General features: G+C 69.7%; 12 protein-coding genes. 4 read left to right on the forward strand and 8 right to left on the reverse strand.

Annotated elements, in window-relative coordinates:
- Nucleotides 1-41: 41 nt before the first annotated feature.
- The gene (locus AB0383_RS23755) at nucleotides 42-1,286 is read right to left on the reverse strand and encodes an MFS transporter (protein WP_364176665.1); all 1,245 of its coding nucleotides are present in this window, start codon (nucleotides 1,284-1,286) and stop codon (nucleotides 42-44) included.
- A 96-nt stretch (nucleotides 1,287-1,382) separates the two neighbouring features.
- Here AB0383_RS23755 and AB0383_RS23760 point away from each other — a divergent pair, with 96 nt between their 5' ends.
- Nucleotides 1,383-2,453 (forward strand): cupin domain-containing protein, encoded by a 1,071-nt coding sequence (locus AB0383_RS23760; protein WP_364176662.1) that lies wholly within the window; start codon nucleotides 1,383-1,385, stop codon nucleotides 2,451-2,453.
- Nucleotides 2,450-3,328 (forward strand): AAA family ATPase, encoded by an 879-nt coding sequence (locus AB0383_RS23765; protein ID WP_366188559.1) that lies wholly within the window; start codon nucleotides 2,450-2,452, stop codon nucleotides 3,326-3,328. Before AB0383_RS23760 ends, AB0383_RS23765 begins: the two co-directional genes overlap by 4 nt.
- Nucleotides 3,329-3,400: 72 nt before the next feature.
- Here the strand turns inward: AB0383_RS23765 and AB0383_RS23770 are convergent, their stop codons facing one another.
- Genes AB0383_RS23770 through AB0383_RS23780 form a run of 3 tightly spaced genes read right to left on the reverse strand, consistent with a single transcriptional unit; the run spans nucleotide 3,401 to nucleotide 6,152 of the window.
- The gene (locus tag AB0383_RS23770; RefSeq protein ID WP_364176656.1) at nucleotides 3,401-4,381 is read right to left on the reverse strand and encodes an ABC transporter substrate-binding protein; all 981 of its coding nucleotides are present in this window, start codon (nucleotides 4,379-4,381) and stop codon (nucleotides 3,401-3,403) included.
- A gap of 38 nt (nucleotides 4,382-4,419) precedes the next feature.
- Complete coding sequence (locus AB0383_RS23775) at nucleotides 4,420-5,283, reverse strand: ABC transporter permease (RefSeq protein ID WP_366188560.1); 864 nt, start codon at nucleotides 5,281-5,283, stop codon at nucleotides 4,420-4,422.
- Complete coding sequence (locus AB0383_RS23780) at nucleotides 5,280-6,152, reverse strand: ABC transporter ATP-binding protein (RefSeq protein ID WP_366188561.1); 873 nt, start codon at nucleotides 6,150-6,152, stop codon at nucleotides 5,280-5,282. The genes AB0383_RS23775 and AB0383_RS23780 overlap by 4 nt, the downstream gene beginning before the upstream one ends.
- Nucleotides 6,153-6,330: 178 nt before the next feature.
- Between AB0383_RS23780 and AB0383_RS23785 the strand changes: the two genes are divergently transcribed.
- Together AB0383_RS23785 and AB0383_RS23790 are read left to right on the forward strand one after the other, a co-directional pair.
- Nucleotides 6,331-7,065 (forward strand): FadR/GntR family transcriptional regulator, encoded by a 735-nt coding sequence (locus tag AB0383_RS23785; protein WP_366188562.1) that lies wholly within the window; start codon nucleotides 6,331-6,333, stop codon nucleotides 7,063-7,065.
- 106 nt (nucleotides 7,066-7,171) lie between these two features.
- Nucleotides 7,172-8,416, forward strand: a complete 1,245-nt coding sequence (locus tag AB0383_RS23790; RefSeq protein WP_366188563.1) for an FAD-dependent oxidoreductase — start codon at nucleotides 7,172-7,174, stop codon at nucleotides 8,414-8,416.
- Between the two features lie 4 nt (nucleotides 8,417-8,420).
- Here the strand turns inward: AB0383_RS23790 and AB0383_RS23795 are convergent, their stop codons facing one another.
- From AB0383_RS23795 to AB0383_RS23810, 4 genes are read right to left on the reverse strand one after another with little or no spacing between them, the layout of a single operon-like run.
- A complete protein-coding gene (locus AB0383_RS23795; protein WP_364176645.1) occupies nucleotides 8,421-9,407 on the reverse strand; it encodes an ABC transporter substrate-binding protein in 987 nt (328 codons plus the stop codon).
- Between the two features lie 4 nt (nucleotides 9,408-9,411).
- Nucleotides 9,412-10,410, reverse strand: a complete 999-nt coding sequence (locus AB0383_RS23800; RefSeq protein WP_366188564.1) for an amidohydrolase family protein — start codon at nucleotides 10,408-10,410, stop codon at nucleotides 9,412-9,414.
- Nucleotides 10,407-11,117 carry a 4-carboxy-4-hydroxy-2-oxoadipate aldolase/oxaloacetate decarboxylase gene (locus AB0383_RS23805; protein WP_364176640.1) on the reverse strand — a complete coding sequence of 237 codons (711 nt, stop codon included), beginning with the start codon at nucleotides 11,115-11,117 and terminating at the stop codon, nucleotides 10,407-10,409. The genes AB0383_RS23800 and AB0383_RS23805 overlap by 4 nt, the downstream gene beginning before the upstream one ends.
- Nucleotides 11,114-12,259 carry an alcohol dehydrogenase catalytic domain-containing protein gene (locus AB0383_RS23810; protein ID WP_364176637.1) on the reverse strand — a complete coding sequence of 382 codons (1,146 nt, stop codon included), beginning with the start codon at nucleotides 12,257-12,259 and terminating at the stop codon, nucleotides 11,114-11,116. The genes AB0383_RS23805 and AB0383_RS23810 overlap by 4 nt, the downstream gene beginning before the upstream one ends.
- Nucleotides 12,260-12,284 lie beyond the last annotated feature (25 nt).

Consider the following 12,284-nt stretch of genomic DNA (forward strand, 5'->3'; position numbering starts at 1 on the left):
CCGGAATGTGGCATTCAGTGCGAAACCGTCACACTCGTGGGTCACGCCGGCTCGGATTCCTCCGCCCGTGCCGCGGCGTAGTTGCGCACCGGGTTGGCCCGACCGAAGTGACCGACCGCGAAGGCGGCGGTCGCGAGCCCGCCGATCATGAGCGCGAGCACGGGACCGATCGCCGCCGCGACGCCACCGATCACGGTGTCGCCCAGGGCGGGCCCACCGCGTGAGGCCATCTGGTAGATCGCGGAAACCCGCCCGCGCAACGCATCCGGCGTCTCGAGCTGCACCGCCGCCTGCCGGATCGTGGTGGCCATCGCGTCGAACGCACCGAGCAACAGGCAGGCGACCAGCGCGACGAGGAGCCCCGCGGCCCACGCGAGCAGAACGGCGCTCAGGCCGTACGCGATCGTCGAACCGAGGAGGACCTTGCCGAGCCGCTTGCTGCGGTCGACCACCCGGAAGACCGTGTACGTCGCGATGAGCGCTCCTGCTGACGGGGCCGCCGAGAGCAGCCCGTACGCCGTGGCGCCCAGGTGGAACCGGTCGATCGCCAGGGACGGCAGGAGGACCCGGTACCCCGCGAAGACGGTCGCCACCAGGTCGAGCAGCACCATCTGCCACACGATCCGTCTCCTGACGACGAACCGGACCCCCTCCACCAACTGCTCCCGCAGCGTGATGTGCTCGCCCGACCCCGGCAGGTGCGGGATCCGCAGCAGCGCCAGGGTGACCATCAGCAGGAGGTAGGTCACCGCGTCGACGGCGTACATCAGACCCGGCCCGCTGACGGCGATGAGCACACCGGAGAGCGCGGGGCCGAGGAGCACGGCGAGCTCCCGGGAAGGGTTGAGCAGCGCGAAGGCCTGCGGCAGCTGCGCCCGCGGGACCAGCGCCGGGATCAGGGCTTGGCGGGCGGGCTGGTCGAAACTGGCCGCCGCGGTGGTGAGCACGACCGAGCCGACCACCTGCACGACGTCGACGTGGCCGGCGAAGCTCGTCGCCGCGAGCGCGAGCGCCACGACCATGGCCACGGCCTGCGACCACTGCAGGAGCTTGCGCCGATCCACCCGGTCCGCGTAGACGCCGGCCAAGGGACTGAGCACCACCAGCGCCACGACCTGCGCGGCTCCTACCAGCCCGGTTTGCGCCACCGAACCGGAGAGCTCGTAGACCTGGTAGAGGTTGGCGGCGATCGTTCCCCGGCTGCCGATCTGCGAGAGAACGACGCCGCCCCAGTAGAAATCGAAGTCGCGGTTGCGCAGGACCTCGGCGACCTTCATGTCCGCCATAATGCCTGATGGTATGACCAAAAGTCCATGCTTGCCGCAGGGCGCCCGGCGGACCACAATGCGAAAGGTAAAATGGTCCGGCCAATTGGAGGCTCGGTGTCGACGAAGACCACCACGAAGACCACCCACTACCACCAGCAGAAAGCCCGGCGGGCGAAGTTCCTCGAGGACTGGCGCGACAACCACCGCACGGTCATCCGCGGCGAGGACGTCAAACTCGAGCAGACCGCGCGGGGGATGCGCACCGGCGTCTACATGGGTGAGGACGGCGACAACCCGACCCGCTCCATCGACGCCCTCGTGCACGAGGTCGACCACGGCGTCGTCACCACGATCCACCGGCACTCCTGGGACGCCATGGTGCTCGGCGTCGGCGGCCGGGGCTGGATCGAGGTCGACGGCGAGCGGGTGACCGTCGCCCCCGGCGACTCGGCCCACATCCCGGCGTGGGCGTGGCACCGTTCGGGCAACGACGGCGACGAGACGTTCCGCTACCTCACGTTCTCCAGCGAGCCGCTGCTCGCCACGATGGGCATGTCGATCCTCGACGACCGCGGTCACGAGCCGGTCGAGAACCTCCCGGGCCGGCCCGAGTTCAGCGCTCCCGACGCGCAGGGAGACGACGCGTACGCCCGTCGCCTGCGCCGTCTCGGCAAGGAGCAGCAGAAGCGCCGCAGCGGTCGGCTCCACACCGACTGGGACGAGCTCGAGATGCTCAACACCCCGCGCGGCACCCGCACGACCTTCCTCCTCGACCGCGCCATCGGGTACCAGGCTTCCGGCATCACGATGGCGATGTTCGAGATCGCCCAGGGCCGCCGGCAGTCGATGCACCGGCACGCCGGCGAGGCCTGGCTGTACGTGCTCGAAGGCGAGGGCCACTCCTACCTCGGTACCGAGCCCGAGGGCGGGGAGAACCACCCGTGGAAGAAGGGCGACCTGATCGTGGTCGACCACTTCCTGTGGCACCAGCACTTCAACGACTCCGCGGAGAACACCGCGCGAGTCGTGCGCATCCACATGTTCGACAGCCTGCTCGAGACGATGCGGGCGCTGATGGATCCCGCGGTGCTCTTCGAAGAGCCGCCGGACCACATCCGCGACGCCCAGGCCGGCGACGTCAACACGGTCGTGTGGCCCGCCCTCGACCGGCCGTCCTGGCCGTGAGCGAGCGGACGCTCCCGCCCGGAGTCGTCGGACTGCACGCGCTCCCCTCGGACCACCACGACGGGCCGTGGGACTCGATGATCGTGCCGGCGGGCACCAAGGAGAGGCTGCTCGGCACCGCGCTGCTCGTCCTGCGGCAGGGCCGGTTGCTGAGCGGGCTCTCCGGCGCGCCGCACGGCCTGATCGTGCTGGCCGGCCCGCCGGGGACGGGAAAAACGACTCTCGCGCAGGGACTCGCACAGGCCGCCGCACGGAAAATGGCCCCGCGCGGCGCCACGACGCTGGTCGAGGTCGACCCGCACGCCTTCCCGAGCGACATGCTCGGCGAAAGCCAGCGGGCCGTCTCGCGGCTGTTCCTCGACACCCTGCCCGAGATCGCCGCGCGGCGACCGCACACCGTGGTGCTGATCGACGAGGTCGAAGCTCTCGCCGTACGCCGGAGTTCGGCGTCGTTCGAAACCAACCCGGTCGACGTGCACCGCGCGACGGACGCCGTGCTGTCCGGTCTCGACCAGCTTCGCGGGCAGTGCCCGCACCTGGTTGTCGTGGCCACGACCAACTTCGTCGACGCGGTCGACGAGGCGGTGCTTTCGCGGGCCGATCTGGTCATGAGCACCACGCTGCCCGACGACGAGGTCATCGAGCAGATCGTGGCGTCGTCGCTGGCCGAACTGGCCGAGCAGTGGACCGCGCTGACGCCGCTAGCCCGGGACGCAGATCTCCGCGCGGAGCTGGCCAAGGGCCTGCGGGGGCTCGACGGCCGGCGGGTCCGCAAGTCGATCCTCGCGGCGCTCACGGTGCGCACCGAGGTCGCTCTGGACCCGAACCTGCTCACCGCCGACGACCTGCGCCACGCGACGCAGCTCGACGGCTGAGGCCCTGCGACGGATGAACGCGCGGTGCCGGGCCGACGACCGACCCGGCACCGCGCGTTTCCCGTGCGCTGCCTACTTGCTCCCGAACGCCTTGTCCACAAAGGACGAGTCGATCAGCGACGCGAGGTCGACTTTGTCGACCCCGTTCACCGAGCCCTCCAGCGACTGCTGCGACGACTTGAGCTGGTCCACCGTTGCCACCGGGGGGTCGGTGAGGACCTCACCGGCGTAGTACTTCCAGGTGGCGTCGAGCGCGCGCTGGTCGGTGACCCCGAGGTGGGCGCCCAGGATCTTGGTCGAATACGCCTCGTCGGAGCGCTCGCGGTCGAACCCCTTCTTGAGGCCGGCCATGAACTTCCCGACGACGTCCGGGTGGTCCTTCAGGTACTCGGACGTGCTGGAGATGCCCACGTTGATATTGGGGATCTTCTCCTTGGCCATGTCGATCACCATGTGCAGCCCGGCGTCCTCGAACTTGAGGCTCGCCGGCGGGTGCGTGGCGGAGGCGTCGATGGTCTTGGCCAGCAGCGCGTTGTTGACGTTCGTCACCGAGCCCAGCGGCACCAGGTTCACGTCGGTCGGGTTGATGCCCAGCTTCTTCAGTGCCTGCAGAGTGCCGATGTACTGCGAGCCGCTCTTCGTGGTGTAGCCGATCTTCTTGCCTTTCAGCTGCGCGGCGGTCGGCACGTTCGCGTAGATCTGGTACGGGAGCACCGGGGTGAGCGCGGCCAGCACCTTCACGTCACCGCCCGCCGCGGTGCCGGCCACGATCTGGGAACCCCCCATCGAGGCGAGCTGCGTCTGGCCGGAGATGAGCGCCGGGTAACCCTGGTTGCTGTCGAGCTTGATGAGCTTGACGTCGAGCCCTTGCTCCTTGAAGTAGCCGGCTTCCGAAGCGATCCACAGGGGCAGCTCGTCAGCGACCTCTTCGCTGTAGCTGACCGTGATGACACCACCGGCTCCGGCGTCCGACGAACCACCGCAGGCCGTGAGAGACGACGTCGCGAGCGCCACGGAAAAGGCGACGCCGAAGGCGCCAGACTTGAACTTCATTGTTCTGTCCTTCTGGGAATGGGCGGGGACGGGAAACGTCAGTCGTTGCTCAGGCGCCAGGCCGCGTAGTGGTTCTCCACCCGGCGCAGCAGCGCCGTGAGAATCACCCCGGCCGCGGCGAAGATGAACAGGCCGGCGAAGACCGTGGCGGTCTGGAACTGCTGGCCGGCGGTGTTCATCGTCATGCCGACACCGTGCTGCGCGCCGCTGAGCTCGGCCACGAAGACACCGATCAGTGCCTGGCCCACCGCGAGCCGCATGCCGCTGGCGATGAAGGGGACGGTGCCGGGCAGGGCCACGGTGCGGAACAGCTGGAGATCGCTCGCCCCGAAACACCGCGCCACGCGGACGGTTCCTTGTTCGAGCGACTGGACGCCCTGCGCGGTGTTGATGAGCACCGGGAACAGCGCCATCAGGAAGACGATCGCGATCTTCGAGGAACTGCCGATGCCCAGCCAGATGATCAGCAGGGGCGTCAGCGCGATGCGCGGCGTGGCGTAGAGGAAGTTGACGAAGGGGTTGAGCGCCCAGGCGATGCGCTTGTACCAGCCGATCAGCAGCCCCACCGGCAGGCCGATCACCACCGCGAGCGCGAGGCCGGCGAGCAGTTCCTGGGCACTCGTCCACAGGTCGATCCAGATCTGCCCGCCTTGGATCATCGCCCCGAAGGCGTTGATGACGTCGACCGGCCCGGGCAGGATCAGCTGCGGCTGGATCCGCAGCAGCGCGATGACCTCCCACGCGAGGAGCACGACGACGACGGCGCCGATGCCGAACAGGCGTTGCTCGCTGAGCCACGACGGCAGCCGGCGGCGGCGGGCCGCCTGGCCCGCGCGAGGGCTCCGGCGCGCCGGCCGGGACTCGATCCGCGAGGCCGGCCTTGGCGAAGAGGTGACGCTCATCGGGCTCCCTCCCCGGCGCCGGCTTTGGCGCCGTAGAGCACATCGGCGATCTCGTCCCGCAGCTGCGCGAACTCCCGCGTCCGCCGGATCTCGTGCGACCGCGGGCGAGCCCACGGCACCGTGATCTCCTTGACGATGCGACCGGGCCGCGGGCTGAACACGCACACCCGGTCCGCGAGGAACGCGGCCTCGGTGATGTCGTGGGTGACGAACAGCGCCGTCACGTCGCGTGCGGCGCACACCCTGAGCAGTTCGACCTGGAGCACCTCACGAGTCTGGGCGTCGATCGCGGCGAACGGCTCGTCGAGCAAGAGGATCTCCGGCTCGACCGCGAGCGCGCGGGCGAGGTTGACCCTGGCCTGCATGCCACCGGAGAGCTGCGCCGGGTACTGCTGCCCCACGCCGGTGAGTCCGACCAGCTCCAGCAGCTCGTCGGCGCGCTGCTTGGCCGCCGGCTTCTTCACCTTTTTCGTGAGCTCGAGGCCGTAGCTGACGTTCGCCTGAACGGTCCGCCACGGCAGCAGGTTGGCGTGCTGGAACACCATCGCCCGGTCGGGTCCCGGACCGGGGATCGGCCGTCCGTCGAGCTCCAGATCGCCCTCGGCGAGCTGGACGAACCCGGCGACCGCATTGAGCAACGTGGTCTTGCCGCAGCCGGAAGGCCCGACGAGGCAGACGAAATCCCCCCGCGCCAAGGTCAGGTCGCACTGCTCGACGGCCGTCGTCACCTCTTTCGACCCAGGCTTGGCGTAGTCGATGGCGACACCTCGGGCCTCGAGGTGCGCGATCCCGCCCGTGGCCCCCACATCGATGTGCGCAGCATCACGGCCTGCCGTTCTGGACAGTGCCGGCTTGTCTCGGCTCAGCATGGAGGGGAGGGTAGGACTAATTGTCAGTCCAAAGCAATGGTCCAACTGAGTTTTCTGGCCAGGTCGTGACCAGCCGGAGCAGCGCGGCCGCCCCTGACCAGGGCTAGTGCCGTAAGGTCAGACCATTGACTGTTAAACTACGGTGCATTTCCGGCATCGACCTTGACGAGGTGGAGACATGGCTGCAACAGGGCGCGGCGCGAAGGACGACCTCTTCAGCCGCGTGAGCACCTCGCGGGTGTCCCAGGTCATCGTGGACCAGATCAAGGTCCTCATCCGCGACGGTTCCCTCACCCCCGGCGACCGGCTGCCGAGCGAGCGCGATCTGTGCCAGCGCTTCGGCGTGAGCCGGGTGACCGTGCGTGAGGCACTTCGGGTGCTGGAAGCCACCGGGCTCGTCACCATCCGGGTCGGCGCCCACGGCGGCGCCTTCCTGACCGCGCCGAGCACGGACCGCGTCGGCGAGGGCCTGGCCGATCTCCTTTCGATGTCCGTGCTCACCGCCGGCGAGGTGACCGAGGCGCGCAAGATCGTCGAGATCGGCGCCCTCCCCCTCATCGTCGAGCGGGCGACCGACGAGGACATCGACGCGCTGTTCAAGCTCGTCGACGAGGGCCAGACCGCCGTCGACGAGGGCGTGCACGCGGTGGACATCTCGGCGCGGTTCCACATCCGGCTCGCCGAATGCGCCCACAACACCGCGCTGACGATGCTGATCCAGAGCTTCCACGGCCCGCTCCTGATGTCCCTGCGGGAGGCCCGGGAGCAGGCCCCGATCATGGGCGCGCGCGGGACCGGCGAACACCGGGAGCTCGCCGAGGCCATCCGCGACCGCGACCTCGCGGCCGCACAGCGGGTCATGAGCGAACACATCGCCCGGACCGCGCAACGCGTGTCGCACGAGGTCGAGTAGCACCGGAAAAACGCCGCACCACCCTCGGGAACTCCTCTCGCACTGGACGCCACCTTCCGCTAAGGTCCAATGGACTAGCCAACGGAGGAGTCAGGGTGGTGAAGGCATGGCGGTGAAGGGAAGCGGCACCCTGGTGGTGGGCGCGAGCCAGGCGGGCGTGGAGCTGGCCGCCTCGCTGCGCAAGCTGGGTGCTTCGGGACCGATTACCTTGCTCGGCGGGGAAAACCGGCTGCCCTACCAGCGGCCCCCGCTCTCCAAGGCGTTCCTCAAGGGGGACCTGCCCGAGGAACGGCTGGCACTGCGTGGCCCGGACTTCTACGCGGCTCAGCGGATCGAGCTCGTCCGAGGTGAATGGATCGACGAGATCACGCTCACCGACCCCGAGCTCGGTGACGGCTTCGCAGTCACGCGGTCCGGTCGGACGGTGGAGTTCGATCGGCTCGCCCTGGCCACCGGAGGCACGCCACGCCGCCTCCGGATCCCCGGGAGTGAGCTCGCCGGCGTCCACTACCTGCGCGATGTCGACGACGCGATGGCGCTCCGGCACGACCTGGCCCAAGCCCGCGAGGTCGTGGTCGTCGGCGGGGGGTTCGTGGGGCTCGAGGCCGCCGCGGCCGCCACCGCCGCCGGCCGGAACGTCACCGTGGTCGAAGCGGCCGACCGGTTGCTCGCCCGCGCCGTCGCGCCGCAGATGTCGGGCTTCTACCTCGCCGCGCACCGTCGGCGCGGCACCGAAGTCGTGCTGTCGACCGGGGTGACCGAACTCCTCGGCCGCGACCGGGTGACGGGGGTCGGGCTCTCCGACGGCCGCACCATCCCCGCCGACGTCGTGGTCGTCGGGATCGGCCTGGTCCCCCACACCGAGCTCGCGGAGCAGCTCGGGCTCGCCTGCGCCGGCGGGATCCTGGTCGACGAGTCCGCCCGGACCAGCATACCCAGCGTGGTCGCCGCGGGCGACTGCACGACCGTCGCGCACCCCGACCACGGCGCCCTCCGCCTCGAGTCCGTACCCAACGCCATCGCGCAGGCGAAGATGGCGGCCGCGAGCCTGCTCGGCCTCGCCGCTCCCGTCGCCGGGATCCCGTGGTTCTGGTCCGACCAGGCCGATCTGAAACTCCAGATCGCCGGGATCAGCAGCGGCTACGACGAGACCGTGCTGCGAGGCGACCCCGGCAGTGAACGGTTCTCGCTCTTCTACTACCGCGGCGGACGCCTCATCGCGATCGACGCCGTCAACGCGCCACGTGACTACATGGCGGTGCGCAAGCTGCTCGAGGCCGGCCGCACCGTCCCGCCGCACGTCGCGGCCGACACCGAGGTGGCGCTGAAGGAATTCCTGCGCGCGGCTTGACGAGTCAGATGACGAAGGACTCCGTCGACTCGGGCGCGAACAGTTCTTCCGCGGTGCGCAGGCCGGACGAGAGCCCCTGCTGGTGGTGGTAGCGGAGGAACACGTCGAGCACGTGCCGGTTGGCGTCCAGCCCGTAGGACCAGTAGTCGGGGCCGAGCAGGCTCCGCGCGTCCTCCAGATGCTGGTTGAGCCACGGCTCCATGAACCGCAGCGCCGAGGCGTCGTAGATCCGCGCGTACGCCTCGTTCTTTGCCGCTGTGAACGCTTTCATCAGGGACTGCGCAACCCACGGGTGCCGCTCGTAGACCTCGCGGCGCAGGGCGACCACGTGCATGATCGGGAAAATCCCGGTCTCCGCGTAGTACTCCTTCTCCGCCGCGACGGTGTCGGGGAAGAGCCGGGCGACGCGACCGTCGCCGGCGACGTACGAGCTCGGGATCCGCGGGCTCTGCAGCGCGTCGATCTCGCCGGTGGCCAGCATGTCCGAAAGGGTCCGGCCGGCCGGGATCGACTGGACGTCGAAGCTGGTCGAGACGGCACCCTTTTCGATCCGCCCCGGCGTTTCCTGGCCACCGGTGAGGTAGGTGACCGAGTCGAGTGGCACGTCGTACGCGTCGGCGAGGATGCCGCGGATCCAGACGCCCGCGGTGAGCTGGAACTCGGGCGTGCCGATGCGTTTGCCGACGAGGTCGGCCGGTTTCTCGATGCCCGCCGCGGTGTTGATGAAGACGCCGCCGTGGCGGAACATCCTCGACGTGAACACCGGCAGCGCGACGAACGGCGCCGGGTCGCGGTCGAGCGAGGCGACGTAGGTCGACAGCGACATCTCCGAAGCGTCGAACTCGCCGTGGCGCAGCATGCGGAAGAACGTCTCCTCGACCGGGAGCCGCAGGTACGTCAGGTCGATGCCGTCGGGCCGGATCGACCCGTCTTCGAGGGCGCGCGTGCGGTCGTAGTCGCCGCATGCGAACGTGAGGGAAAGTCGGCTCATCGGGTCACCTTCCTGCGGCGGCGAGCCGCCGGTCGAGCCGGGGGTAGACCCGGCGAGCGTTGTCCTCGTACACCGCCGCCAGGTCCTCGCCGGCGAGACCGGCGCGGTCGACGTACTGCAACGTGTCGTCCCAGGCGATGCCGGTTTCCGGGTCCGCCCCGCGCACCGCGCCGAGCATCTCGGACGCGAAGAGCACGTTCTTCGCGGGCAGGACATCGAGCAGCAGGTCGATGCCGGGCTGGTGGTAGACGCACGTGTCGAAGAAGACGTTCGGCAGGAGCTCGGCCGGGTCGCGCCAGCCGTTGCGCATCGCCAGGCCCCGGTAGCGTCCCCAGTGGTAGGGCACCGCTCCCCCGCCGTGCGGGATCACCAGTCGCAGACCGGGAAACCGGTCGAAGAGCTTCGACTCGAGCAGCTGGGTGAAGACGCTGGTGTCGGCGTTGAGGTAGTGCGCGCCGAGCGTGTGGTGGTTCGGGTTGCACGCCGTCGAGACGTGCACCATGGCGGGCACGTCCAGCTCGGTCAGGACCTCGTAGACACCGAACCACGACTCGTCGGTGATCGGCTTGCCCGCCCAGGTGCCGGACGGGTCCGGGTTCAGGTTGACGCCCACGAAACCGAGTTCGCCGACGGTCCGGCGGATCTCGGCCGTGACTCCGCCGAGATTGCCTTCCGGCGTCTGCGGAAGCTGCGCGACCGCGGCGAAGTGCTCGGGGTAGAGCTCGGCGACACGGTGGACGAGGTCGTTGGACGCGCGCGCCCAGGCGTTCGCCACGCCGGCGTCCTCGACGTGGTGTTCCATGCCGGATGCCCTGGGAGAGAACAACATCAGGTCGCCGCCACGCTCCCGCAGCACACGCAGCTGGTTACCCTCGACGCTCTCGCGCAGCTCGTCGTCGGTCACCGGCGCCAGTGCTGCCCGCTCACCGTCGAGCTGGGCGTCGCGGAACTGTTTCAACGCCGGCGGGGCTGTCGTGTAGTGACCGTGGATGTCGATGATCACCGGTCGCGCACCTCCTTGAGGTACTCGTCGTGCTCCACGTACCGCAGGCCCTTGCGGGCGAGGCGCTCACGCATCGAGTTGACGTCGAGGCCCAGCTCGCCCGCGGCGTAGCGGGCCCGCAGGCGCGCTTCCTTGTCCTCTCGCGCAACCGACGCCGCGAGGATCTCGTCCGCGTCGGCGCGGCGCACGACCACCACACCGTCGTCGTCGGCGACGATCACGTCACCCGGCTCGACGAGCCGGCCACCGCAGACGACCGGGGTGTTCACCGAGCCGAGGGTTTCCTTGACCGTGCCCTCGGCGGACACGGCCCGGGACCACACGGGGAACGGCAGCGCACGCAGCTCGGCGATGTCGCGGCAGCCGGCGTCGATGACCAGGCCCCGCACCCCGCGGGCCTTGAGCGAGGTCGCCAGCAGCTCGCCGAAGTAGCCCGCGTCCGACGGCGACGTCGGCGCGACCACCAGCACGTCACCGGGCTGACACTGTTCCACGGCCACGTGGATCATCCAGTTGTCGCACGGCGCCACGCTCACCGTCACGGCCGTGCCCGACACGTGCGCACCGGGATAGATCGGGTTCAGCGTGGACGCCATCAGCCCGGTGCGGCCCTGGGCTTCGTGAAGGGTGGCGACCCCGAACCGGCCCAGGCCGTCGCGTGTCTCCGAGCCGGTCCGGGGCGGGTTCGTGACGACGATCCCGCTCATCGGACGACCGCCCCACCGGCCTGGCCGACCAGCGAGGGCATCAGGGAGATGTGGATCGCGTCCTCGTCGGTCTCGCCGGCGAGCACGCGGATCGCGTGGTCGACCTGGTCGATGCCGTAGCGGTGGGTCGCCAGCTTCTCCAGCGGGAAGCGGCGCGAGGCGAGCTGGTCCACGGCGAGCTCGCAGGCGCGGAACGAGTGCCCGCGCGCGGACTTGATCGTGATCGCCTTCTCGGTCACCTTCTTGACCGGGAAGTCCGGGAACGCGGCCAGCTCACCCTGGATGAGGAGCGTGCCTTCGCGGCGCTTGAGGACATCGACGCCGAGCAGCACCGGCGCGGTGCCGGCGCGCGAAGTGCAGTCGAGCACGATGTCGACACCGCGGCCGCCGGTGAGGTCCAGGACCTTCTCGCGGGGGTCCTCGGTGAGCACGTCGATGACCTCGTCGGCGCCGAGTTCCTTCGCGAGGTCGAAGCGGTGCTTGTCGCGTGTGGTGCCCGATACCAGGATCTGGGCGGCACCGGCAGTCTTGGCCGCGACCAGCTGCGCGAGGCCCTGCTGGCCCGGGCCCTGGATCAGCACGGTGTCGGCGTACCCGACGCCGGCGGTGAGCAGCGCCCACTCGATGCCGTTGGACAGCGGCATGACCATGCCGGCGAGCTCGGGCGTGACCGTGTCGGGAACCTTGTGCAGCACGGAGTTCCAGGGCAGGTACATGTACTCGCTGAACCCGCCCCACAGCGTGCCGGGGTTTTCCGCGGAGGTGTAGCCGAACCGCCGGCCGTCGGGGTTGGTCCGCCAGTCCGTCGCCTCGCAGTGCCGGTACTCGCCGAGCCGGCACCACTCGCAGTTGAAGCAGCCGACGTAGTGCTCGACGAACACCCGATCGCCTTCGGAAAGCCCGTGGCGTCGCTTGAACCGCGCCCCGGCCTGCGCGATGACGCCGACGTTCTCGTGCCCCATGATCACCCGGCCCTGGATCACCGCGGGCGGGTTGGCGTACATCTTCACGTCCGTCCCGCAGATCCCCGCGACCTCCACCTGCAGCAGGGCGGAGTCCTCGTCGATCGACGGGAGCCCGAATTCCTGCATCTCCGTCGTGCTCGGCGCGACGCGGACGGCCGCCTGCACAGTCTGGACCATCGAATCTCCCTCGTTGGCAGAATGG

The organism is Amycolatopsis sp. NPDC051373 (genome assembly GCF_040689465.1).
In the GTDB taxonomy this organism is placed as follows: Bacteria; Actinomycetota; Actinomycetes; order Mycobacteriales; family Pseudonocardiaceae; genus Amycolatopsis.